The organism is Atribacteraceae bacterium, from assembly GCA_035477455.1.
Lineage (GTDB): Bacteria > Atribacterota > Atribacteria > Atribacterales > Atribacteraceae > DATIKP01.
The window spans coordinates 1-23,098 of sequence record DATIKP010000073.1 but is presented as its reverse complement, the minus strand read 5'-3'; the positions used below and the strand labels follow the sequence as shown (position 1 = coordinate 23,098).

General features: G+C 52.5%; 22 protein-coding genes and 1 tRNA gene. 11 read left to right on the top strand and 12 right to left on the bottom strand.

Features of this window, described 5'->3' with window-relative positions:
* Positions 1-227, top strand: a 227-nt coding sequence (locus VLH40_04535; GenBank protein ID HSV31275.1) for a hypothetical protein, incomplete at its 5' end; no start/stop codon positions are given.
* Between the two features lie 11 nt (positions 228-238).
* On the opposite strand, the gene VLH40_04530 is transcribed toward VLH40_04535, so the two are convergent.
* From VLH40_04530 to thrB, 5 genes are all read right to left on the bottom strand, one after another.
* On the bottom strand, positions 239-826 hold the full coding sequence (locus tag VLH40_04530; GenBank protein HSV31274.1) for a YIP1 family protein: 588 nt from the start codon (positions 824-826) through the stop codon (positions 239-241).
* A 70-nt stretch (positions 827-896) separates the two neighbouring features.
* Positions 897-981 (bottom strand) — tRNA-Leu (locus VLH40_04525).
* 13 nt (positions 982-994) lie between these two features.
* Positions 995-2,008 (bottom strand): aspartate-semialdehyde dehydrogenase, encoded by a 1,014-nt coding sequence (locus tag VLH40_04520; protein HSV31273.1) that lies wholly within the window; start codon positions 2,006-2,008, stop codon positions 995-997.
* Entirely contained in the window at positions 1,995-3,236 is a 1,242-nt protein-coding gene (locus VLH40_04515) for an aspartate kinase (protein HSV31272.1), read from the bottom strand. The genes VLH40_04520 and VLH40_04515 overlap by 14 nt, the downstream gene beginning before the upstream one ends.
* Positions 3,233-4,138, bottom strand: a complete 906-nt coding sequence (gene thrB / locus VLH40_04510; GenBank protein ID HSV31271.1) for a homoserine kinase — start codon at positions 4,136-4,138, stop codon at positions 3,233-3,235. Before thrB ends, VLH40_04515 begins: the two co-directional genes overlap by 4 nt.
* A gap of 545 nt (positions 4,139-4,683) precedes the next feature.
* On the opposite strand from thrB, the gene VLH40_04505 reads away from it, so the two are divergent.
* From VLH40_04505 to VLH40_04490, 4 genes are all read left to right on the top strand, one after another.
* Positions 4,684-5,100 carry an Rrf2 family transcriptional regulator gene (locus VLH40_04505; protein HSV31270.1) on the top strand — a complete coding sequence of 139 codons (417 nt, stop codon included), beginning with the start codon at positions 4,684-4,686 and terminating at the stop codon, positions 5,098-5,100.
* Complete coding sequence (gene nifS / locus VLH40_04500) at positions 5,097-6,254, top strand: cysteine desulfurase NifS (protein HSV31269.1); 1,158 nt, start codon at positions 5,097-5,099, stop codon at positions 6,252-6,254. Before VLH40_04505 ends, nifS begins: the two co-directional genes overlap by 4 nt.
* Before the next feature lie 43 nt (positions 6,255-6,297).
* Positions 6,298-6,711 (top strand): Fe-S cluster assembly scaffold protein NifU, encoded by a 414-nt coding sequence (gene nifU, locus VLH40_04495; GenBank protein HSV31268.1) that lies wholly within the window; start codon positions 6,298-6,300, stop codon positions 6,709-6,711.
* Positions 6,712-6,932: 221 nt separating this feature from the next.
* The gene (locus VLH40_04490) at positions 6,933-8,090 is read left to right on the top strand and encodes an MFS transporter (protein HSV31267.1); all 1,158 of its coding nucleotides are present in this window, start codon (positions 6,933-6,935) and stop codon (positions 8,088-8,090) included.
* A gap of 119 nt (positions 8,091-8,209) precedes the next feature.
* On the opposite strand, the gene VLH40_04485 is transcribed toward VLH40_04490, so the two are convergent.
* The 7 genes from VLH40_04485 to VLH40_04455 all read right to left on the bottom strand — a co-directional run bounded on the left by VLH40_04485 (position 8,210) and on the right by VLH40_04455 (position 16,018).
* Positions 8,210-9,427, bottom strand: coding sequence for a 2,3-bisphosphoglycerate-independent phosphoglycerate mutase (locus VLH40_04485; GenBank protein ID HSV31266.1), 1,218 nt, complete (start codon positions 9,425-9,427; stop codon positions 8,210-8,212).
* 216 nt (positions 9,428-9,643) lie between these two features.
* Positions 9,644-10,381, bottom strand: coding sequence for a hypothetical protein (locus VLH40_04480; GenBank protein ID HSV31265.1), 738 nt, complete (start codon positions 10,379-10,381; stop codon positions 9,644-9,646).
* Positions 10,378-11,652, bottom strand: a complete 1,275-nt coding sequence (locus VLH40_04475) for an FAD-dependent oxidoreductase (protein ID HSV31264.1) — start codon at positions 11,650-11,652, stop codon at positions 10,378-10,380. The genes VLH40_04480 and VLH40_04475 overlap by 4 nt, the downstream gene beginning before the upstream one ends.
* Complete coding sequence (locus VLH40_04470; GenBank protein ID HSV31263.1) at positions 11,645-12,079, bottom strand: 4Fe-4S dicluster domain-containing protein; 435 nt, start codon at positions 12,077-12,079, stop codon at positions 11,645-11,647. The genes VLH40_04475 and VLH40_04470 overlap by 8 nt, the downstream gene beginning before the upstream one ends.
* A 2-nt stretch (positions 12,080-12,081) precedes the next feature.
* Positions 12,082-13,602 carry a glutamate synthase-related protein gene (locus tag VLH40_04465; GenBank protein HSV31262.1) on the bottom strand — a complete coding sequence of 507 codons (1,521 nt, stop codon included), beginning with the start codon at positions 13,600-13,602 and terminating at the stop codon, positions 12,082-12,084.
* Entirely contained in the window at positions 13,571-14,671 is a 1,101-nt protein-coding gene (locus VLH40_04460; GenBank protein ID HSV31261.1) for a glutamine amidotransferase family protein, read from the bottom strand. The genes VLH40_04465 and VLH40_04460 overlap by 32 nt, the downstream gene beginning before the upstream one ends.
* A 12-nt stretch (positions 14,672-14,683) precedes the next feature.
* On the bottom strand, positions 14,684-16,018 hold the full coding sequence (locus tag VLH40_04455) for a glutamine synthetase family protein (GenBank protein HSV31260.1): 1,335 nt from the start codon (positions 16,016-16,018) through the stop codon (positions 14,684-14,686).
* 636 nt (positions 16,019-16,654) lie between these two features.
* Here VLH40_04455 and VLH40_04450 point away from each other — a divergent pair.
* From VLH40_04450 to VLH40_04425, 6 genes are all read left to right on the top strand, one after another.
* Positions 16,655-17,323: a metal-dependent transcriptional regulator gene (locus VLH40_04450; protein HSV31259.1), complete on the top strand. Its 669-nt coding sequence runs from the start codon at positions 16,655-16,657 to the stop codon at positions 17,321-17,323.
* Positions 17,299-17,577, top strand: coding sequence for a ferrous iron transport protein A (locus VLH40_04445; GenBank protein ID HSV31258.1), 279 nt, complete (start codon positions 17,299-17,301; stop codon positions 17,575-17,577). Before VLH40_04450 ends, VLH40_04445 begins: the two co-directional genes overlap by 25 nt.
* On the top strand, positions 17,574-19,703 hold the full coding sequence (feoB, locus tag VLH40_04440) for a ferrous iron transport protein B (GenBank protein ID HSV31257.1): 2,130 nt from the start codon (positions 17,574-17,576) through the stop codon (positions 19,701-19,703). Before VLH40_04445 ends, feoB begins: the two co-directional genes overlap by 4 nt.
* 43 nt (positions 19,704-19,746) lie before the next feature.
* A complete protein-coding gene (locus VLH40_04435; protein HSV31256.1) occupies positions 19,747-20,520 on the top strand; it encodes an SDR family oxidoreductase in 774 nt (257 codons plus the stop codon).
* Between the two features lie 80 nt (positions 20,521-20,600).
* The gene (locus tag VLH40_04430) at positions 20,601-21,224 is read left to right on the top strand and encodes a cyclase family protein (GenBank protein HSV31255.1); all 624 of its coding nucleotides are present in this window, start codon (positions 20,601-20,603) and stop codon (positions 21,222-21,224) included.
* A complete protein-coding gene (locus tag VLH40_04425; protein HSV31254.1) occupies positions 21,221-22,588 on the top strand; it encodes a hypothetical protein in 1,368 nt (455 codons plus the stop codon). The genes VLH40_04430 and VLH40_04425 overlap by 4 nt, the downstream gene beginning before the upstream one ends.
* Positions 22,589-23,098 lie beyond the last annotated feature (510 nt).

The window sequence follows — 23,098 nt, the reverse complement described above, 5'->3', positions numbered from 1 at the left end:
GAGGGGATTTCTTTCACGAGATCCGGGACATGGCCCCCCTGGCTGCTATCTACACGGCTGCCGAACGCAGGTGGTTTGATCTGTTCGAGATCATCAATATCCTGACCAAACGAACCGTTGCGGCGCTACGAATCCTGCACACCGGCGTATTGTCCTTCTATTCCATCTGGATCGTCCTGGGGTTTGGAGTGATCACCCTTTTTCTGTTCTTTCTGAGGGGGGGGTGAACCTTAGAACCTTAGAAAGGCGATCTCATGATCACAACCGTCAAGGGTATGGCCACGGTAAAAACAAGGAAGCTCACGATCAAAGCCAGCCGCCACGAAACACCAAGCAGTCGGATCAGCCCGCAGACCAGCAGGACAAACCACCATATGTCGATCAGCAGGTGACTGAACACCAGGACATAACGGTTCGTGCCACCCACTAAAAACCAGAGCCAATCCCATCCAACCAGCACAACCGAGACTACCAGACTGGCCATTCCGGTAATGTTGAGGACCTGATCAATATCGCTGGGTATGCCTTTCATCCGTAAAAAGAGGTGGGCTACACCGGCACCAAGCAGCCATTGAGCCAAAAAAATAAGCGGAGTCAGCCATACCAGAACAGCAAAATAGTTTTCCGAAGGAATGAATGTGAGGTAAGAGGGAACCGGGGGCGTCTTTCTCAGGAGGGCCGCCGGCAGGTAGAGCAATAACGCTTCGATCATACTTCGGAGGAGTTGCGCGTAAAAACCCCAATGAGGAGCAGGTTTGTCCTTGAGTGTTTCAGCAAACTGTATTGGATGGTAGCAACCAAGCAGACATATCCGCAGGAAGTACATCAATAATCCAAGACCAGACTCACGACGAGGGCGAACCACTCTACCCGCTCGAAGATTGAGAATACGAAAATGGTGCGAGAGGCGGGATTTGAACCCGCACGGTGTAAACCACTGGATCCTAAGTCCAGCGCGTCTGCCAGTTCCGCCACTCTCGCCCGGTAGAATCATTTACCAGTGATTGATCAGGAGTTCGGCAATCTGGACGGCGTTGAGGGCCGCTCCCTTGCGAAGCTGATCGCCCACCACCCAAAGGTTGAGTCCGTTAGGACAGGAAATATCTTCCCGAATGCGTCCGACAAAACAGGGGTCAAGCCCAGCAGCATAGATCGGCATAGGGTAGAGATTGGTGACCGGATCGTCCCGGACCACCACTCCCGGAAAACCCGTAAGAAGCTCCCGTGCCTTCTCCCGGGTAATTTTCCGTTCCGTTTCGATATTCAAGGACACCGAATGGGATCGGAGGACCGGAACCCGGACACAGGTTGCGGAAACCTGAATCGCCTGGTCATTCAGGAGTCGGCGGGTTTCCCAAACCATCTTCATCTCTTCTTTGGTGTAGAAATTGTCTTGAAAGGCATCGATATGGGGGATCACGTTGAAGGCGAGCTGATGAGGAAACTGTTTTACATCCATCGGCTTGCCGCTCGCAAAACAAGCGACCTGCTCCTCCAACTCCCGCATGGCCAGAGCACCCGCTCCGGAGGCGGACTGGTAACTGGAACTGACAATCCGGCGAATCCGGCCGTAGTCGTGGAGGGGTTTCAGAGGAACGACGGAAACAATGGTGGTACAGTTCGGGTTCGCGATAATGTATCGGTTTTTGTATCCGGAAATCTCCTGACCATTCACTTCCGGAACGATCAAGGGAATATCCGCTTCCTGCCGGAATGCCGAGGAGTTGTCGATCACCACGCATCCCTGGGCGGCGGCCTGAGGGGCGAGCTTCCGGCTGACAGCAGCGCCGGGACTGAACAGGGCGAGATCGATACCAGAAAAATCGGCCTCTTCCAGGACCCCGACCGGGAGTTCTTCATCGAGAAACCGAACCGTTTTGTACCGGGATCTGGCTGAAGCCAGCGGGATAAGCCGTCTGACCGGAAAGACACGCTCTGCAAGTATCTTCAACATTTCCTGCCCCACCGCTCCGGTGACTCCGGCCACGGCTACATTATATCCCTTCATTAAGGGTCACCTCTTCGTCTCCAATGAATTCACGGTGCAGCGCCTCAATCGCCTCTTCCATTTTGTCCCGGGTAATCAAGCAGGAAATTCGTAAATTGGACGTACTGATCATGTCGATATTGATTTCCCTCTCGCCCAGCACCCGGAACATGCGAAAAGCTATCGAGGGGTCGCTGACTATTCCGGCTCCCACAATCGACACCCTGGTCATGGTATCATCGAATTTAATCCCCTGGAATGGAAGATCGTCTCCCAGATTCTCCAGTACATTGCGAACCTTGGTTTCATCCTCCCGAGAAATCACAAAAGCGAAATCCTTCTGATTCTGATCTTCCCGTCCTTCGCTCTGGATGATCATATCCACCGTTACCGATTGATCGGCCAAACCTTTAAAAATCCTGGCAGCGACACCGGGAATATTGGGTACGCCTAAAAGCACGATCTTCACCAGGTCTTGCGTATGGGTTATCGCCCTTACTTTGACCTCTTCCACAGTCTCACCTTCCTTGATCCAGGTTCCCTCCTCGTCACTGAAAGTACTGCGCACATGGACTCTAACGCCGTATTTCCGGGAGAAATCCACCGCTCTCAACTGAAGTACTTTAGCACCCAAGCTGGCCATTTCCGCCATTTCGTCATAGGAAATCCGGTTGATTCTCCGGGCTGCGGGGACAATCCGGGGGTCAGCGGTATAGACCCCGTTGACATCAGTAAATATTTCACAAATATCCGCCCCCAATGCCGCAGCCAGCGCGCAGGCTGTGGTGTCCGAACCACCACGCCCCAGTGTGGTGATATCCCCATTGGACGTTTTCCCCTGGAATCCAGCGACAATCACCACCTGTCTCTCCCGCAGGTAGCTCATAATCCGATCATTATGAATACGGAGTATTTTTGCCTTGGTATAGAATTCCGAAGTGATGATCCCGGCCTGTCCACCGGTGAGTGAGATCGAGCGAACCCCGAGTGCCTCCAGGGCAATGGAAAGCAGGGAAACCGAAATCTGTTCTCCGGTGGCCAGAAGCATGTCCAATTCCCTTTCGGGAGGGCGGGGATGGACACTCGCCGCCATTCTGAGCAGTTGATCGGTGGTTTTGCCCATGGCCGAGACCACCACGACCAGTTGATGACCCTTCCAATGATATTTTTTTATTTTCGAGGCGACAAAACGGATTTTTTCGATATCGGCAACCGATGATCCGCCGTATTTTTGGACAATAAAACTCATATATCGTTCACCCGGACTCCTTCCTCGGCCCATTTTGTTTTTATCAGCTGGATATTCGGCACCCCACAGGAAGCAAATAGTTTGCGGACATCCCGAGACACCGCATCGGTAAGCTCCTCACGTAAAAAAAGAAGCAAGGTCGGTCCGGAGCCGCTGATCACAACCCGCCCCAGGCCCTCCCTCTCGATAAAGTCCTTGATCGCCCGATACCCGATAATCCGCTCACCACGATACGGTTCATGAATAACATCGTCCAGGGCATCGAGAAAGCCGTCCCGATCTCGCTGGGCCACGCTCCCGACCAAGTGGGCCAATCGGGAAAGTGTAAAAACAACATCTCGGCGGGAATATCTCTCGGGCAGAATCTGCCGCATACCGGCTGTGTACAGGGAATACCCGGGTACACAGGCAACGATTTCAAAATCCGGGAAAAAAGAAAACCGCCGGTAGGCGATCCTTTTCATCCCCAGATAGCTGGTGGTCAACCCTCCGACAAAGGCGGGAACCACGTTGTCGGGATGCCCTTCGAAACGCGCGGCCATGGTCATCAAGTCCTCCCGTGAACAGAGATTGCCAGCCAACCGGTTTCCGGTGACCATTCCGGCCACCACACAAGAAGCGCTGCTTCCCAGGCCGCGGGAAACCGGAATCTCATTGTGCGCCTTGCTCTGTACTCCACAACCGGGAAAACCAATTTCTTTCCAGAAAGCTCGCATGGCCCGAAAAAACAAATGCCCTTCGTTATTCGGAAGAAACCCTTCACCCTCGCCGGTGTTCACAATAGATAACGAATCCCCCACCTCGCTAACCCGAACCGTAAAATACAGCGTAAGGGCAAGGCCGGCAACATCGAACCCACACCCCAGATTCGCCGTAGTCGCCGGAACTCGGATCTCGAACATCGGCAAGCCTCATACCGTCCTCATCAATAGTCCTCTTTCCAGCGGATTCCATTCGTCATCCTCATTTTTTTTCCGCTGCAGGCTGGGAAGAGGCATATCTATTGACCAAAGCTATCGTAAAAAACCACGAATAGCATATCACAAAATAAAACGTTGGAGAATCGGCCGACTCTTTCCTTAAAATAATTCTTTCTTTATCCGGATATTCTCCATTTGAGGCGGGTACAGAGATGATTTTGCTGCAAAAACTCATTTCAGCAAGACCCCGTTGCCATCAGCCCCGCCTCATCTGGCATTTTCTGGCACGCATCAGACCACGTCTGTTTACGGTGCTGCTGAAAAGGCCATCCTTGGCCTATTTACTGCGAAAATGCGGTGATTGCGGCGGCTGATTTAGGCAACATCAGGCCCGGGCTTCCTTCGTTTTTTTGCAGCAGAATTACTTATTGCAGTAGAATCAGAGATATTTTCACGAACATGGGGTTGACAAATCAGAAAGTATTCCTTAGTATTTTACTATACTTATAGTATAAGGGGAGGGAGTCATGAAGATTTCCACGCGTTTGCGCTATGGTCTCAGAATGCTTATTGACCTGGCTCTCAATCAGTCATCCGTTCCGGTCAAGCTCAAGGATATTTCCCGGAGACAGAATATATCGTTGAATTACCTGCGCCAGTTGATCATACCCCTGGAAACCGCCGGATTCATCCGCAGCGTCCGTGGAAACAAGGGAGGCTATGTATTGAAAAAACCGCCCCGGGACATCAATATCCAAGAGATCGCCGCAGTCCTCGAGGGTCCTTTTTCCCTGGTGGACTGTGTTGACAATCCCAGACTCTGCCACCAGGCAAATGCGTGTCCAACCAGAAACCTGTGGGTGGATGTCTCTCAAAAGATTCGGAATACCCTTTCAGAAAAAACACTGGAAGATTTACTACAAGAAGGAGGTTCTTTAAATTGATCTATTTAGACAACAATGCCACTACCGCTTGCGACCCGAGGGTGGTCGAGATTATGCTGCCCTTTTTTAAGGAAAATTATGGAAACCCCTCTTCACTTCACGCCGCTGGACAACAGGCGAGAACCGCCGTTGAGGAAGCGCGCCGGCAAGTCGCTTTGCTTGTGGGCTCCAGGCCGGAGGAGATTCTCTTCACTTCCGGGGGAACCGAGTCGAACAACCTGGCTCTGAAGGGAATCGCTCAAGCTCTTCGAGGTAAGGGAAACCATATTCTCACCTCCTCCATCGAGCATTTCGCGGTGTTGAATGTCTGCCGGGCGCTGGAAAAAGAGGGATACGCAGTGACCTATCTTCCTGTTGACGAAGATGGACTGGTCAATCCGGCCGTTTTCGAAGAGGCACTTCGGAAAGACACCATCCTGACCTCGATCATGCTCGCCAACAATGAAACCGGCGTGATCGAACCAGTAGCCGAACTTGCCGCCATCGCCCACGAACACGGCGTCCTTTTCCATACCGACGCTGTACAGGCAATCGGAAAGATCCCCATTGACGTGGTCCGAATGAATATAGACTTGTTAACCGGATCGGCTCATAAATTTCACGGACCAAAAGGCTGTGGCTTTCTTTACAAGAAAAAAAGAGTCAAATTGCAACCGCTCCTCCAAGGTGGACATCACGAAAAGGGATTTCGCGCCGGCACGGAAAACGTACCGGCGATCGTCGGCTGCGGCCTGGCCGCTCAGCTCGCATCTCTGGAAATGGAGGCGAATCACGAGCAAGTTGGAAAATTGCGCGACCGTCTCGAAACGGGATTACGGAAATCTATACCGGCAATACATATTGCCTCTTCTTCGGCATCCCGTCTGCCCAATACCAGCCTGGTTTTGGTAAAATATGTGGAGGGAGAGGCCATGCTTCTCAACTTGGATTTCGACGGGATATGCGTCTCCAGTGGTTCCGCCTGCACCTCGGGATCGCTCGAACCATCTCATGTGCTTTTAGCCTGCGGTTATCCACATCAGGACGCTCATGGGTCAATCCGTTTCAGCCTGAGCAAATTCAACCGGGAGGATGAAATCGACCAGGTGCTTGACCGGTTTCCGAAGATCGTCAACACCCTGCGGGATATGTCTCCATTTAAGTTGGCAACATAATGTGTACACGTATTAACGCTTAGAAACCGGAGGACAGAAGACCATGTACAGCCAGAAAGTATTGGATCATTTCCGTAGACCTAAAAACGTGGGAAAAATGGACAATCCGGATGGAGTCGGCAAGGTCGGTAACCCTATATGCGGCGACGTAATGGTCATGTACCTGAAAATCAGCCCGGAGGAAATCATCGAGGACGCCAAATTCGAAACTTTTGGTTGTGGAGCGGCAATTGCCACATCCTCCATCGCGACCGAACTGATCAAGGGTAAATCGATACGGGAGGCCCAGCAGGTCACCAACAAGGCCGTCATTGAAGCCTTAGACGGGCTCCCCCCCGCCAAGATGCACTGTTCGGTGCTGGCCGAAGAGGCGGTGAAAAAGGCGATCGAGGACTACGAACAGAAAAAATCCGAACCGGCGCAAAACGTTCCCCACGCCGGGAACAACGAGCAATGAACGGAATGGAGAAGGAAGCAAGGAAAAAAAGGCTGCGGAAAATCTTATGAAAAGAGATGATGAAAAACCGAACTGAGCGGTGAGGAAAGGATTGTTCAACCTGTCCTCCCGCCGGCAGCAGCGCGGGAGGGAAAGTCGTTGAACTGATGACGCGAGGAAGTGGTTATTCTTCTGTTCACTGATCACTGTTCACCATTAATTTTAGGAGGAGGTCGATAGGTTTGCCCAGAAAAATACTATTAGTTCCCTTCGCTTTGGGACTGATTGTCATCGGGTTCGGAATTTCCGGAACCGGGCCGGTCGTTAACGCGATCGCCCGGAACTTCGCCGTATCTCCCGATATCGTCGGCCGGGTGTTTTTCTTTCAAGGCTTAGGCTATTTCCTCTCCATTCTGGCCGGAGGATTCCTCGGGGACATGCTGCGCCAGGCCCATATCCTTCGGTTGGGTTTATTCATCGCCATGATCGGTTTTAGCGGAGTGGCCTTCCTCCCCTCTTTTACTCCGGTTGTCGCTTTGTTTTTAGTCGCCGGTATCGGGCTGGGCTTTTTGGACTGCATGATCAACCCGGCGGCAACCGCCATTTTTACCAAAAATCCCGGAACGGTACTCAATCTGATCCATGCCTTTTTCGGACTGGGCTCCATGCTGGCCCCGTGGATTTACACCGCTCTCATCCGAACCGACTTGAACTGGCAGGATTACTATAAAGTGGTCGCTCTGTTCACCTTTGTGACCTTCATCGTTTTCTTGCCCTCCTTCATCCCCCGGAATATTCACAATAATCGGTTCCGGGATATTCTCACCGTCTTCAGGAAAAAGGCTTTCTGGTTCATGGGCGCCACTATGATCTTTTATTCTGCAGGTGTGACCACCCTGAACGGATGGATGGTCACTCATCTCGTTTTGCGGGGATGGGCGGAGACAACGGCGGCATTGTTTCTGTCCAATTTCTGGCTGGGATTATTCATCGGACGGTTTTCCCTTTCCCGACTCTCGGACAAAATCGGTCATCTCAACATGATCCGCCTGAACTCACTCGGAGGAATCCTGTTCACCGCCCTGGCCGTTTTTCTCCCCCCGGGGAACCTTTCAATGCCTGTCCTTCTGTTCATCGCCGGGTTCATGCTCTCCACCGCCATCCCCACCACGATCGCCTATGCGGTGGTCAACTACCCGGGTACCACCTCGACTGCTTCCGGATGGGTGTTGTTCAACAACGGTCTGGGAATCATCATTTTTCCCTGGCTGGGAGGTATTATCGGATCCATGTCTGGCTTTAACGTCACCCTGGGGCTGGTCCCCCTGTACCTCTTCATCATGTTCATCTTTCAACAATTGCTCGCCGGAGAAATCACCCGCCGGACGCTGGGCACATGATAGAAGAGAAATATGAAACCTTCAGAAGCTGGGGGTCCCCTATCGCTAAAAACGTTCGACTGGGAAAAGTCGACAGAAAATGGTTACTTAAGAGTCTTCCGCCTTTATACCCGGTTTACTCAGGCTCCGTATTTGTTCATGCGCAAAGCGTTGGCCAGCATCAAGCTGATCAGTCCCCGAGCGGGGAACCGGCCCAAATAACCATTCTTACACTCCCGTTCTGTGAAGCGAGTCCGGTCGTCCGCTCCCGCATAGGGCGAATGGAGAAGGACCGGAGAAGGATGCCAGGAATGGCTCTTCAGTAAAGCAGGCGTTGAGTGATCACCGGTTACCACCAGAACATCCGGTTTCAAATTCAAAACTGCGGGAATAAACCGGTCAAAATACTCGAGACATTCCACTTTCCGGGCAAAATCTCCGTCTTCCCCGGCTTTGTCGGTATCTTTATAATGGACGAAAAAGAAATCGTAACTTTCCCACTGCTCCTCCAGATAGCGGATCTCATCCTCCAGGGTTCCACTCAGCTCAGGAGTCTCAAAACCAAAAAGCCGGGCTATCCCCTTATACATCGGATACAGGGCAATCGCCAGAGGCTTTACCCCGTAACGCTCCGGAAAGCGTTCCAGCTCCGGTGATTCGGCAAACCCGCGCAACAGAATGGCATTCGCTTTCGGTTCACCGACAACTAAGGGCAGTGCCTTTTCCAAAAACTTCCTGACGACCTGCGAGGCTTTTTCCGACGTTTCGTCCAGCGCATCCGGGGAATAGGGTTTATACCCTTCTTTTTGTGGATCGGTATCTCTGATGCGGTCTCCGGAGGCGGCACCCCGCAAGACCATGACAAAGCGATGCTCGATCCCCGGTTCCAGAATGATTTGGACCCCGTCGATTTCCCTGATCGCTTCGCTGATCCGTCCTACGATCCGGCGGCATTCCTCTGTGGAGATCCGTCCGGCCCGCCGGTCGATAATCACTCCTGCCGGATCGGCCGTCGCGAAATTCGCCCGGGCGGCAATATCGCCATCCTGCAGGTGAAAGCCGACACCCAATGCCTCCAGAACCCCCCGCCCGATCAACAGGCTTTCCGGATCATATCCAAGCAAACCGATATGTCCGGGCCCCGAACCGGGGGTTATTCCGTGATTGACCAGATCCATCAATCCCAGTACGCTCCTGCGGGCCAGCCCATCCAGATTCGGGGTACGGGCGGCTTCCATCTCGCTCTTCCCGCCAAAATCAGGATGAGGGAGTCCTCCCAGCCCATCGACCACCAGAAGGATCATTTTCTCTCTCCCTTTTTTGGTCAAACTCTTAATCTGATCAAGAATGTCCGGCATTGCTTTACTCCCTTCAGTCCTATGATTATCGGCAAGCTAGTCAGGCCGAGAAGCACCGTTGCCCAGGGTCTGTCAATTACTTTGTTCCTGGAACTCACGAGCTATATTAGCATAAAAAAGAACCAATGCCGAGACCGGCTTATTTTAGTCAGGGGAATTACAACCCCCCTGCCTGGCGGCGAGGACGGGAGGGAATCAATCTTATATGCTTTCCTATCAATAAGCGTACAGCCGGCCGTAGGGACGGGTGGTCAGAGGGAATAACTTTACAAACGAATCCCGGGTCAAGGAGGGCAGCGACCAGTCGAGATCACGCTGGTATTCTTCAATATAGCGGGAGAGTTCCATGAATTCCTCACCGGTGGGTTCTGCGATTCCGATACCAAGGCCGGCCTGTACTGGATCGAAAAGACCACGGATATACATGGTGCCGCCATGCATACCGGTGGCTGTGAAGCGTCCAACCGGAGAAGGTCCGGAATATTCACCGATTCCGAGGATAGCGATCATACCGCCGGCCATGTATTCCCCGGTAAAATCTCCGGTTTCTCCGCCCACGACGATCACCGGGTAATCATCCTGAAAGGCTTTCATGTGGATACCCAGGCGGTACCCGGCATTTCCCCTGATCCACAATTTACCCCCCCGCATTGCATGGCCGGCGATGTCCCGTACGTCGCCTTCCACGATGATTTTCCCTGAATTCATGGTGTTTCCCACCCCTTCCTGGGCGTTTCCCCTTACCCGAATCGTCACTCCGTCGGAGAAGATGCCCAGATCGTCTCCGGGAAGGCCAGATATTTCCACCAAACCCTCTCCGGAGAGGGCTCGTCCCAGGTAACGCTGCCCATTCACTCCCGTAAGACGAATCTCACGTATTCCATCGTTCCAGAGGCGATCCACCTGGCTGTTAATTTCCCGGTAATGAACTCCTTGACATTGTATGGTGGTCATACTTCGATCCCCGCCCCTTCTACCATATGTTTTCGAAAGTTGAATGGAAGATTGATAATACCGAATTTCGGGTCAAGGAGTTTTTCCCGAAACGTATCTACTGGAAAACGCTGTCGGATCAAGTTAAGATAGATTCCAGCTTTTTCAATCTCTCCCACGAAAATTAATCCAACCACCCGGTCACCGGCGAGCACCAGTTTCTGATAAACCCCTCCCCGACGGCGGACTAACGTTTCAAATCCCACACCGTCCGGGCTGACAATTCCTGCCGAGATCAGGGGAAGTTCGCCCACCTCTAACGCATTCACCGGAAGGCTTCCCGCATATTCGGTTTCCCGCCCGGCCATATTCCAGCCGGCCACTTTCCCCTGAGCGACCGCTTCCGGCCAGACCGCGGACACTACCCGTTCTCCGGTCAAAAAATGTGTCGTTTCCGCTACGTCACCGGCAGCGAAAATCCCTGGAACAGAGGTTTCCTGATGAGTGTCGACCACGACTCCCCGATCAATTTCCAGCCCGGTATGTTTCAACCAATCCACGTTCGGCCTGATTCCGATGGCTATTACGGCAAGTTCCGATGGTATCCTTCGGCCCGAGCGGAGCATTACCGCGGAAAGTCGGCCCTGGTCACTCTCGAATCGTTCGATAGTATCTTCAAGAATCACCTCTAGGTCATGATTACGCAGGGCTTTTTCCAGAAGCGCCGAACCCTCCTTATCGACCATATTCCCCAACAGGCGAGGAGCGAGTTCGACAATAGACAGTTCGAGCTCCCGACCCAACAAGGCTTCAGCCGTCTTCAACCCTATGAATCCACCACCGAGAATGACCACTTTTTGGATCTGATTCCGGTGAATGAACCGATCGACCTCATCCAGATCCCGGACCCGAGTAAAGGTGAATACCCCGGGACTGTCCATCCCGGAAAACGCAGGGAGAACAGGCACTCCGCCGGTCGCAATCAGCCCTTTATCGAACTCGACCTCATCGCCATTGGCCAAAATCGCCGTCCGTCCCGCAAGGTCCAGACTGGATACCCGCTTCCCCCAGAGGATATCTACATCCGCTCTCTGAAGCGCGTCACCGTTATACGCAATCCCCCGACTTCCCTGACCAAGGGCATAGCTGAGTAAGGGCCGGGAGTAGGCTTTTTCCTCGTCGCTAACCGCCAGAATTCGCCCATTCCAATCTACCTCGCGGATCGCACGGGCCGCAAACCAGGCGGCCACGGAAAAACCGATCAGCAAATATTTCGTTTTTTCCCTATTCATAGGTCAAGGCCTCGTTCGGACAGTTCGCCACGCACCTTGGGATCTCATCTTTACCGCACAGATCACATTTGCTGGCGACCTTCCGGGCTTTTCTTTCCATTTGGATGACCCCATACGGGCAACTCATGATACACATCCAGCAGCCGACACAAATCTCTTCGTCACACAAAACCGTCTGTCCGTCCCGCTCCCGGCGCATCGCTCCGGTCAGGCAATTCTCAACGCAGGGCGCATCATCACAGTGCCGGCATTGCAAGGCAAACGAGAAGACTCCTTCCTCTTCCAGTCGGATCCGCGGAAGCGCCCGGGGAAACTCCTCTTTGAAGGCTTTGATGATTTTGCCCGAGTGGGAATGCTTGACCAGGCAGTTAATTTCACACAACCGGCAGCCGATACAAAATTCTTCGTGAATCCGGACTTTCTTCATAATTACCACCCCTCTCCGGCCTGCTTCACGCCCAAAAGCATCGTTTCCTCACGACTGAGACCTATCGAACGTAGCTGTTCCCGGTTGCCACGCAATGATTCGATGGCATTCATTCCCATGCCTCCAAGCATTTCCTTGATCTCGAATGACCAGGCGCGCAGGAGATTCACCAGGCGGCGAACACCGATATTCGGATTCAGCCGTTTCGTAAGCAAAGGGTCTTGGGTGGCGATTCCCCAGTTACATTTCCCGGTATAACACTTCTGACAAAGATGACATCCCAATCCAACCAGGGCGGCCGTTCCGATATAGACCGCATCCGCTCCCAAAGCAACCGCCTTGAGCACATCGGAGCTCGCGCGAATCCCACCGGCAATCAGCAAGGAAGCCTGGTGTCGGATGCCCTCCCGGCGAAGCTTTTCGTCGACCTGGGCCAGGGCGAGTTCTATGGGGATTCCCACGTTGTCCCGGATCACCCGGGGAGCCGCTCCGGTCCCACCCCGGATCCCGTCGATGGCTACGATATCGGCACCGGCTCGGACCACTCCGGAGGCGATGGCCGCCACATTATGAACCGCGGCGATTTTCACCGAAACCGGCTTCTGATAGTTCACCGTTTCCTTGATGGCGTAAATCAGGCGGGCCAGGTCTTCAATGGAATAAATATCATGATGGGGCGCGGGAGATATGGCATCGCTACCCACCGGTATTTTCCGGGTGCGGGAGATGTCCACCGAAACCTTTTCCCCGGGTAGATGACCACCGATACCCGGCTTAGCCCCCTGGCCGATCTTTATCTCCACCGCTGCCGCAAGACGCAAATAATCAGGATGCACTCCGTAACGCCCGGAAGCCACCTGTACAATAATATTGTTACCATAAGGGTAAAGCTCGGGGTGCAGTCCGCCCTCGCCGCTGTTGCAATAGGTGCCGGTTTGGCGCGCGGCTTCCGCCAGGGATCGGAAGGCGTTGAAACTGATTGAACCGTAGGACATGGCTGAAAAAAGCACTGGGATTTCCAATTCGAGCTGAGGGGTTAGGGTCGTAACCGTATGGAGACCTTCTTCCTCCCAGTCAATCGCGGCCTTTTCCTCTTTCCGACCCAGGAAGGTTCTGAGTTCGATCGGTTCCCGCAAGGGGTCGATCGATGGATTGGTCACCTGACTGGCGTTCAATAAAAGATGGTCCCAGTAAATCGGGTAGGGACGGTCGCAGCCCATGCCGGTTAAAAGAATCCCCCCGGTCTCGCTCTGTTTATAGAGATTACGCAGGTGCTGCCGGCTCCAGCTAGCGTTACCGCAAAAGCCCGCTTCCCGCTGCTCGACCGAAAGAGCCGCAGTCGGGCAGAGAGTAACACATCGCTGGCATCCAACACACTTTTCTTCCTCGCTTTGGACCTGCTCTTCGACGTTTGATCCCTGATGGACATCGTTAGCACACTGCCGGACACAGACCTGGCAGGAAATGCACCGATCATCATCCCGCTTAACCTTATACTCCGGAAACAACAAGCTTATGGCCATGATCCACCTTCTCGCCAACCCGACCGGCCACTACTTCCCCGGCTCGCAGGGACACGACTCGGTCAAGACAGGGCGCAATTTCCCGTATCGCGCTTTCTTCGCTGGATAAATAAAAACACTCGTCTTTCCAGGCGGCAACCATCGGGCGGAGCTTGATCCGGTCCACCATCCCGAACATTCCTCCCTGGAAACCGACAATAATGCTGAAAGGACCGTTGAGCAGCGCTCCGCCGTATATTGTCCTCAGCAGGGTATGAAGGCTTCTTTCTGGGTCCTCCATCTGTTCGATAACTTCCCAGAAGGGACTGGCAAAGACCGAACCCAGACGGTTCATCGGAATACCATGTTTCCGGACCAGGAGGTCGACGAGGTAGGTAATCACCTCGGTATCGGTTTGTAAATGACAAAGATAACCGAAATTCTGAAGATATCTCCGATTGATCCCATACGAGGAGATTTCCCCATTATGAACGACCGACCAAGACAATAACCCGAAAGGGTGTGCGCCGCCCCACCACCCGACACTGTTTGTGGGAAATCTTCCATGAGCGGTCCAGCACCAGGCATCGTATTCTTCGAGTCGAAAAAACCGTCCGACATCTTCGGGATACCCGACACCTTTGAATATACCCATGTTCTGCCCGCTGGAAATAACGTATGCCCCATCGATCCGGGAATTGACTTCCATCACCACCCGAACGACGGCATCTTCCTCGCTTTCCGATTCACCCCGGTAACTGAGAAAGTAGCGTTTGAAAATCGGCCAATCGCGAATTCCGGCTGTCTCCCGGTATGGGATGTCTTCTGCTTTTTCTATCCGGAAAGTCCGCTTGATGGTCTCCTCGACGTCAGGTACCACCCCGCGATCATCATAAAGCACATGGAAGGCCCGGAGCTCGGCAAACTCCGGATAGATGCCGTAGGCCGCAAACCCTCCCCCCAAGCCGTTGGATCGTTCATGCATCACCGCAATGGAACGGATAATCGTATCTCCGCTCACTCTTTTGCCATCTTGATGGAGAATACCGGTTACCGCACAGCCAGCCGGGATTCGGACGGTTTCTCTCATAAGCCTTTCCTCCTACAGTATCGGAAGATAATTTTCCAACTCCCAGGGATGTACAACCGTCCGGTATCGATCCCATTCAATCTGTTTATTTTCCATAAGATACCGGAAAACATGCTCACCCAGGGTTTCCCTAAGGAGTTGACTTTGTTCGGCGGCGTCAATCGCTTCCTTAAGACTACCGGGCAGAGAAAGAATTCCCAAAGATTTCCGTTCGTCCGGGGTCATGTGGTACACGTCTTTTTCCACCGGTTCAGGGAGAGGATAATTTCCCTCTATACCCTTCAGTCCGGCAGCGAGCATGGCTGAAAAAGCAAGATACGGATTGCAGGCCGGGTCGGGATTCCGCACTTCGATCCGGGTTGCCTTTTCTTTTCCTGGTTTGTAGAGAGGAACCCGGACCAGAGCCGAACGGTTTTTCCGGGCCCAGCAAATATAGACCGGAGCCTCATACCCGGGAACCAGCCGTTTATAAGAATTCACCCACTGGTTGGTTACCAGGGCGATTTCACTGGCGTGGTGAAGGATACCGGCAATGAATTTCTTCGCTTCAACCGAAAGATAATACACATCAATGGGATCGAAGAAGGCGTTTTTGTCGCCAGCGAAAAGCGACTGGTGGGTATGCATGCCCGAACCGTTCTGGCCCATGATCGGCTTGGGCATAAAAGTAGCGTAAACACCGTATTGCTGGGCGATTTCCTTGACTACGATCCGGTAGGTCATGACATTGTCGGCCATCTCCATCGCTTCGGCATATCGCAGATCGATTTCGTGCTGAGAGGGAGCGACCTCGTGATGGCTGTATTCTACTTTGATCCCCATATCCTGCAGGGTACGTATCGTGTCTCGCCTGAGGTTGGACGCAGCATCCAGGGTGGTCAAATCGAAGTACCCTCCCCGGTCGAGGACAGATGGTTCGGCCTCGCTCTTGAAATAAAAAAATTCGAGCTCCGGCCCCAAATAATACGTATATCCCCTGCCCGCCAGCTTTTCCAGGTTCCGGCGGAGAATATACCGGGGATCCCCATGATACGGGGTACCGTCCGTATTCAAAATATCACAGAACAGCCGGGCCACTTTCTCTTCACCATTCCTCCAGGGAAGAATCTGAAAGGTGGGGGGATCCGGCATCGCGATCATGTCGCTTTCGTCGATCCGGGCAAACCCCTTGATCGAAGAACCGTCAAACCCCATCCCCTCGCTCAGCGCACACGATAGTTCGTCCTGGGTGATGGCAAAGCTCTTTAGAAAACCCAGGACATCGGTAAACCAAAGCCGGATAAAACGGACATGGTTTTTCTCGCAATACTCAAGGACCTCTTCTTTGGAACGGATCTGGCAAGACATGATGCAACTGCCTCCTTGAAGACGGTTTTTTGGATAAAAAAAGGGCGTTTCATTCCCATCATTGGAATAAAACACCCTTGTTCACGACCTGACCCGGCTTCGGGCAAACGGTTGTATCGATCGGTTGTACGTTCGTTCCAGGAACCGCCTCCCCAGGTGCTCAACCATCTCCTGTTTCCTTCGGAGGGTCCTTTCCGAAAAAGCGGGCTGGCATTGTAACCAAAAAAAAAAGCGTTCCGCCCAGTGGGTGGGAACGCCTTCGTTCTCTTAATTAACCAACATCGGTCAATTCATTTTACGAACAACCCGGTCTTTTGTCAAGTCATGTGTCATTTATTTGTTGAGACTCGCTGATAATCTCTCTCAAGAGCTCGCTTGAAATGTCCCCCTTTCTAAAACCTGCTGTATAAAGTCCTCCCGATCCCCCCCTGGAAGAAGCAGCGTCTTTTTGTTTCTCACCGCAAGAGGAATATTGAACAGACGGCTACGGAAAGTATATATGGTTACGGAGAGGAGGTATCTCAAGGGGATATTTTAAAAGAGTCTTGACAAGTTGAAAGCGTTTCCCTTGACAAAATAATTTTAGAGAGTTATCATTCTATTAGGTCAATCTAACTTAGGCAATGAGGTGCGAAGGTGTCCTTAACGGAAAGCCTGGAAGATTATTTACAGGTTATATACCAGGAAGAAACAGAAAAAGGAATGGCTCGGGTTAAAGATGTGGCCAACAAGCTCTCGGTTCGAGCCAGCTCGGTCATCGATGCCGTACACCGGCTTAAGGAGGCCGGATACGTCAGTCACGAAAAGGGCAATTTCATCCGTTTGACCCAACCCGGGCTCCGGCAGGCGGAAAAAAGTTTCGAGCGAAATCATATTGTTTACAAATTTCTCGATCAGGTTTTGGGAGTTAACCCTGAAAATGCCAAAAAGTTGACCTGCGGTATCGAACACCATATGAACCGTGAGTTTTTCGATGCGCTCTCGGCTTTGTGCCTTTTTTTTGAGCGCCATCCGGAAATCCAGGAAAAATATTTACGATTCCGCCAATCTTTCGAGAAGGGAAATGTCCGCGAAATGTACCCTACCCTTGACCAATTTACCCTTGGCGACCGACTTAAGATTATGAAAATAGCTGGAGGAAATTTCGTCCGCCAGAGACTCATGGCCATGGGGATGACCCCGGGCCAGGAAATCGGAATTGAACGAGTTGCTCCCCTTGGTGATCCTATTGATGTTGTCTTACGGGGGTATCATCTCAGCTTAAGAAAAGAGGAAGCCAAATGCATTCAGGTCGAAAAACAGTAGAACACACACCAATCCTTCCTCTCTCCCTGACCGGACCGGGAACCTATGAAGTAACGGAGATCCGGAGCGGGAGCGAACTGACCCGGAAACTCCTCTGCCTGGGGATCCAACCCGGACAACATATCGACCTACTTAATGAAGATTGCCGGGGACCTTTGATGATCGGGCTCGCCGGGAATCGTTTAGCGTTGGGACGGGGCCTCGCCCATAACATCATGGTACGGCAGGTCCGGGACGCGAGGTGCATGGTATGAACTCAGGAAGTCTTGCCGTCCACGGGAAGAAACTCGAAAAACGGCAAGCGAAAACCGTCGCCTTGATCGGTAACCCCAATGTCGGGAAAACCTCGGTGTTCAATGCCTTGACCGGGTCCCACCAGAAGGTGGGGAATTGGCCGGGTGTGACCGTTGAAAAAAAAGAAGGACGCTTCGCCTACGCCGGACAGAACATTAACCTCGTAGACCTCCCCGGACTGTATAGTCTGTCCCCTTTTTCTCTGGACGAACAAATCGCCCGCCGTTTCATCTCCCGGGAAAACCCCGATGCGGTCGTGGTCATCGTCGACGCTTCGAACCTGGAGCGGAACATGTACCTGGTTTTCGAGCTGATCGAGATGGGCGTAAATCTGGTCATGGACCTCAATTTCATGGATGAAGCCAAAGAACGGGGTCTCCAGGTTAATTCCCGGGAGCTCTCCCAGGTCCTCGGGATTCCCGTTGTTGAAACGGTTGCATACCGGCAGGAAGGAATCGACACCCTCAAGGAGGCGATCAGCCAAGCTGCTTATAATCCGCGGATTCCTAAGAAGTTCTCCTTTCCGGACCGTCTGGAGAATCACGTTGTTCATATTGAAACCTTAATCCGGGAAGCAATTCCTGGCAATAGAAAAGAAACCAGCCTGTGTCCGGAGTGTTCTGCCTGTTCCGGGAGCACGGAATTCTCTATCAATGGTTTCCCGGTTCGCTGGCTGGCGACCAAACTCCTGGAAAACGATCCGGACATCCATGATTTGATTCGGACCCACCTCCCTGATGAGAAACGCGACCATTTCAATAAGGAGCTCGCCAATATCTTTTCCGCCATCCGGCATGATTACCAGGAAGAACCGGAAGTTGTCGTCGCCGAGGAACGGTATGCCGTAATCCACGGATTCGTCAAGGAGTTCTTTCACCAGAAGGCGACCATCAGCCGGCGGATGAAGCTCACTGACCGTCTTGATCGGGTTTCCTGCCACCGCTATCTCGGCCTCCCCCTATTCCTGGTCTTTATGTGGCTCACCTTCCAGGCCACCTTTCTCCTGGGAGGGTTTTTCGTGGGGTATATCGAAGGGGCTTTCGAGTGGCTGAGCGAAGGGGCAATAACCCTGTTCGGACGCCTGGGGTGGGAGTGGCTCGGGTCCTTGGTGGGCGAAGGCGTCCTGGGAGGCATCGGATCGATCCTGGTTTTTCTTCCCAATATTTTCATTCTCTTCCTGATCATATCGGTCCTGGAAGACTCCGGGTACCTTTCCCGGGGCGCTTTTGTCATGGATCGTCTAATGCATGCCATCGGCCTCCATGGCAAATCCTTCATCCCCATGCTCCTGGGTTTCGGTTGCTCGGTCCCCGGGGTGTTGGCCTGCCGAACACTGGAATCGGATCGGGACCGGAAGTTGACCCTCCTGGTGGTTCCGCTCATGTCCTGCACGGCGAGACTCCCCATCTTCATCCTCTTTACTTCACTCTTTTTTGCCCGGAATCAGGGAACGGTTCTGTTTTCCCTTTATCTGATCGGGATTGTATCAGCTATTTTCGTAGCTTGGATTCTGCGCAAAACTCTGTTCAAGGGGGACGTTTCCCCGTTGATCATGGAGTTGCCCATCTACCGGATTCCTTCGGTAAAAAATGTGCTTGGTGAGTCCTGGCGTAAAAGCGCCCTGTTTCTGCGTAAAGCCGGAACAATCATCTTCTTGGTAGTCATTGCCGTCTGGCTTTTAGCCTCGCTTCCCGCCGGAGTGGAATACGCCTCCAGTGAAAGCCTGATGGGGCGGATGGGCGAATTCTTCGCTCCGTTGTTTCGTCCCCTCGGGTTTGGCTTCTGGCAGGCTTCGGTCTCCCTGATCTTCGGCACCGTGGCCAAGGAAGTGGTGGTGGGAACCCTGGGAGCGCTTTTCGGAGGCGAAGGATATCTCGGGAACGCCCTTCTTCGCTACTTCACCCCCTTGTCCGCCTTTTCGTTCATGGTTTTCTCGCTCCTCTATATCCCCTGCGTGGCGACTCTGGGGGCCATCAAGCGGGAAGCGGGCTGGAAGTGGACCGGGTTCGCCTTCCTCTACCTCTTTGTTCTGGCTTATGTTCTGTCTCTTGCGGTATACCAGATTGGACGTTTGTTAGTCGGTTGATGGTGAATGGCGCACCAAGACATACCCGAAAAGACATTTAACCATGTCCGAATTCTCTGACAAGAAAGTGGTGGTGACCGGCGGTGCCCAAGGTATCGGAAAAGCCGTCTGCGCCCGCTTCCTGAGTGAAGGAGCGTTGGTTTCCACCTGGGATTCTGACCGGGAGGCTCTCGGTGAAGTCGCCGAGGAGTGGAGAGCGTATGCCGATAGCTTTCTGCCTCTGACCTGCGACGTCTCCCTCCCCGATCAAGTAAGTGAGGCCGCTATTCGGGTCATTTCCTCCTGGTCTCAAGTCGATGTCGTGATCAACAACGCCGGAACATTCCACTCACTCCCCATTGAAATGTTAGAACCAGATGATTGGGACCGCGTTCTCGGCGTCAATCTGAAAAGTATCTACCTGACCGTACGCAACCTCCTGCCCGCGATGCCCCAGGGAGCCTCTATTCTCAATATCGCTTCGACCCGGGCTCTCCAATCGGAACCGCACACGGAAGCCTATGCCGCCTCCAAAGGCGGAGTTCTTGCCCTCACCCATGCTCTGGCCGTTTCATTATCTGAAAAACGCATTCGAGTAAATGCCCTGACGCCAGGCTGGATCGAAGTGTCCCCAGGGAAGAAATCCTCCACCCGTTCCCCTGTTGGCACTGGCCTACGGGAAATCGATCACCATCAGCATCCCGCCCGCCGGGTGGGAACGCCCGAAGACATCGCCGAAGCCTGCTTTTTCCTTAGCTCTTCCCGAGCCGGATTCATAACCGGAACCCATCTCGTTATCGACGGAGGGATGACGATCAAGATGATCTATGCCGGCTAAATTCCTCCGGCCTCACCCCCCTCCTTTTCTCTTGCCGGGAATGATATGATAGGGAAAAACCAGACTGAGGAGGTTGGGCCATGCGCATCATCGATATCACTCTTCCCCTTTCTCCGGCAACCCCGACCTATAAAGGCAAAAAAAAGAAGCCTGAAATTATCCTGTCACGCAGTATAGAGCAGGGTGCCAACGAAACACTCCTCTCCTTCGAAAGTCATACCGGAACTCATGTCGACGCTCCCTTCCATATGATTGCCGAGGGAAAAACCATCGATCAGTATCCTTTGGAACAGTTCGAGGGAAAAGCGTATGTTGCGGAAATCAGGAATACCGGGGTGATCACCGAAGAACATCTGGCTTTTCTGAAGGATTTACCAGTTTTTAAAACCTATGTCCTGTTGAAAACAGACAATTCGTTCGGGGATCTGAATCGAGAATCGTTCACCTACCTCTCTGAGTCCGGAGCGATATTTTTGACCCGTCTCGCGGTCAAAGGGGTAGGAATCGATGCCCTGGGGATCGAAAGGAACCAGCCCGGTCATCCTACCCACCGGATTCTCCTTTCTCAGGACCGGCTCATTTACGAGGGCTTAGCTCTCTCAAGCATTACCCCCGGCTGGTACCAATTTCAAGCGTATCCGTTGTTCATTCTGAAGGGAGACGGGTCGCCGGTTCGTGCCGTCCTTTGGGAAATCCAACCATGAAAACTTTCGTCTTCTTTGGGGGAACCGGTAACCTCTTCAGTGGAAAAATATATCCGGCATTCTACTATCTTCTTCTCCGGGAAAAGCTTACGGATTTTCGGGTGGTGGCGGTAGGAAGGCGATTCGAGAGTGAAGGAAATTACCGGCAGTTTCTCTCGTACACCCTCGAACAGAATATTCCCCATGTTACCGTGGCGGTGCTCCGAAACCTGCTGAAGCGCACTCAGTACGTGCGGGGCGATATCGGCAGTCCGGAGGATTTCTTCGACTTCGCCGGCCGGGCCGGCCTCGCCGACTCACAGGAAATTCTCTTTTATCTGGCCACCCTTCCTTCCCTGTACGAAAGATTTCTGGAGCTTCTCGAAACGACCATTCTTCCATCATTGCCAACCGTTACTCGTAAAATCATTCTGGAAAAACCTTTCGGCACGGACCGGGATAGCTTCGAAATCCTCGACGAGCGCCTGAAAAAGATCTTTTCCGAACATCAAACCTATTATGTCGATCATTACCTGGGAAAAAACACGGTAAAAAACCTGATCATTCTCAAGGCGGAAAACCTTATTCTCGAAAGGCTTCTTCACCGAGAATACGTAAAAGAAGTTCGGATTGCGGTCAGTGAAAAAGGAGGGGTCGGCAAGCGAGGATCTTTTTACGAAGAAACCGGTGCGATCAAAGATGTCTTTCAAAATCATCTTCTCCAGCTCCTCGCGCTCATTGCCACTGAAAGCCCGGCTCTTTGTGAAGAAGACCGCAGGGAATGCGGGGCATTTCTTGATCAATTAAACCATATGAAAAGCGAAGTGCTCAGGCAGGTTCGCCTACCCGAAACCAGCCAGGTTTCCATCGGCCAGTATATCGGATACCGGGAGGAAACGAATCACCTCGCCTCAACAACGGAAACCCTCGTGAGCCTTCCTCTGTTTCTGAACTCATCTCGCTGGAAGGGCGTACCTTTTCGACTGGTCACCGGAAAAAAAATGGCCGAGAGGCGTTCACTGATTGAAGTCATTTTTCACTCGGTTACTGAACAACCCAATCGGTTGGTGATCGAAATACAACCCGAGGAGAGGATTGACCTGATCGTCAATGCCAAAACGCCTGGCCTTGGTCTTTTTTCTGCTCCAGTCAAGATGAATTTCACCTATGCAGGGACTTTTGGGGGGCCCGGTCCCGAGGCTTATGAAAGCATTCTTTTCGATTGTTATCACGGCGATAAGACTCTGTTTCCCGATTCCGAATTTATCCGTCTGTCCTGGTCTCTCACCGACCAGCTGAAGGATATGCTGAAGCATAACCATGTGCCGCTCGAACACTACCCACCTGTCGTCTACCAGCCGGAACGGTTCTGGAAAGAATTATAAACCAATCCAAGATTTTTGGAAAAATGAGAATCTTTACTGAATTTCCCTCGAAGTTCAACCTAAAATAGTCATAAAAAGAAAAAGGTGCTCAGTTTTAGCGGGTTCCTTCTTGAAGTGCAGTATTGATTCTACTGCAGAAACAAAATAAGAAAACTCATTTCAGCAAGACCCCGTTGCCATCAGCCCCGCCTCATCTGGCATTTTCTCACACGCATCAATGACCAGGTCTGGTTGCAGTGATGCTGAAAAGGCCGTCCCTGGCCTATTTACTGCGAAAATGCGGTGATTTCGGCGGCTGATTCAGGCACCTCAGGCCCAGGCTTCCTTCGTTCTTTTGCAGCAGAATTACTTATGGCAGTAGAACTCAACTTTCGCACATCACAATTATGAGTTTCTCCCTCAACCATGAGGGAACCTGGTTCCAGAATGCGGATATTGACTTTTTCAGATGAGTCGCCGGAACGTGAAAGACTTCCTGCAGAATCTGGGTAAACAATTCACAGACCAATC

Excerpts from the sequence above, each read along its gene's own strand:
- VLH40_04530 (HSV31274.1), bottom strand. The coding sequence starts at position 826 with ATGTACTTCCTGCGGATATGTCTGCTTGGTTGCTACCATCCAATACAG.
- VLH40_04520 (HSV31273.1), bottom strand. The coding sequence starts at position 2,008 with ATGAAGGGATATAATGTAGCCGTGGCCGGAGTCACCGGAGCGGTGGGG.
- VLH40_04515 (HSV31272.1), bottom strand. The coding sequence starts at position 3,236 with ATGAGTTTTATTGTCCAAAAATACGGCGGATCATCGGTTGCCGATATC.
- thrB (HSV31271.1), bottom strand. The coding sequence starts at position 4,138 with ATGTTCGAGATCCGAGTTCCGGCGACTACGGCGAATCTGGGGTGTGGG.
- VLH40_04505 (HSV31270.1), top strand. The coding sequence starts at position 4,684 with ATGAAGATTTCCACGCGTTTGCGCTATGGTCTCAGAATGCTTATTGAC.
- nifU (HSV31268.1), top strand. The coding sequence starts at position 6,298 with ATGTACAGCCAGAAAGTATTGGATCATTTCCGTAGACCTAAAAACGTG.
- VLH40_04485 (HSV31266.1), bottom strand. The coding sequence starts at position 9,427 with ATGCCGGACATTCTTGATCAGATTAAGAGTTTGACCAAAAAAGGGAGA.
- VLH40_04480 (HSV31265.1), bottom strand. The coding sequence starts at position 10,381 with ATGACCACCATACAATGTCAAGGAGTTCATTACCGGGAAATTAACAGC.
- VLH40_04475 (HSV31264.1), bottom strand. The coding sequence starts at position 11,652 with ATGAATAGGGAAAAAACGAAATATTTGCTGATCGGTTTTTCCGTGGCC.
- VLH40_04470 (HSV31263.1), bottom strand. The coding sequence starts at position 12,079 with ATGAAGAAAGTCCGGATTCACGAAGAATTTTGTATCGGCTGCCGGTTG.
- VLH40_04465 (HSV31262.1), bottom strand. The coding sequence starts at position 13,602 with ATGGCCATAAGCTTGTTGTTTCCGGAGTATAAGGTTAAGCGGGATGAT.
- VLH40_04460 (HSV31261.1), bottom strand. The coding sequence starts at position 14,671 with ATGAGAGAAACCGTCCGAATCCCGGCTGGCTGTGCGGTAACCGGTATT.
- VLH40_04455 (HSV31260.1), bottom strand. The coding sequence starts at position 16,018 with ATGTCTTGCCAGATCCGTTCCAAAGAAGAGGTCCTTGAGTATTGCGAG.
- VLH40_04445 (HSV31258.1), top strand. The coding sequence starts at position 17,299 with ATGCATTCAGGTCGAAAAACAGTAGAACACACACCAATCCTTCCTCTC.
- feoB (HSV31257.1), top strand. The coding sequence starts at position 17,574 with ATGAACTCAGGAAGTCTTGCCGTCCACGGGAAGAAACTCGAAAAACGG.
- VLH40_04435 (HSV31256.1), top strand. The coding sequence starts at position 19,747 with ATGTCCGAATTCTCTGACAAGAAAGTGGTGGTGACCGGCGGTGCCCAA.
- VLH40_04430 (HSV31255.1), top strand. The coding sequence starts at position 20,601 with ATGCGCATCATCGATATCACTCTTCCCCTTTCTCCGGCAACCCCGACC.
- VLH40_04425 (HSV31254.1), top strand. The coding sequence starts at position 21,221 with ATGAAAACTTTCGTCTTCTTTGGGGGAACCGGTAACCTCTTCAGTGGA.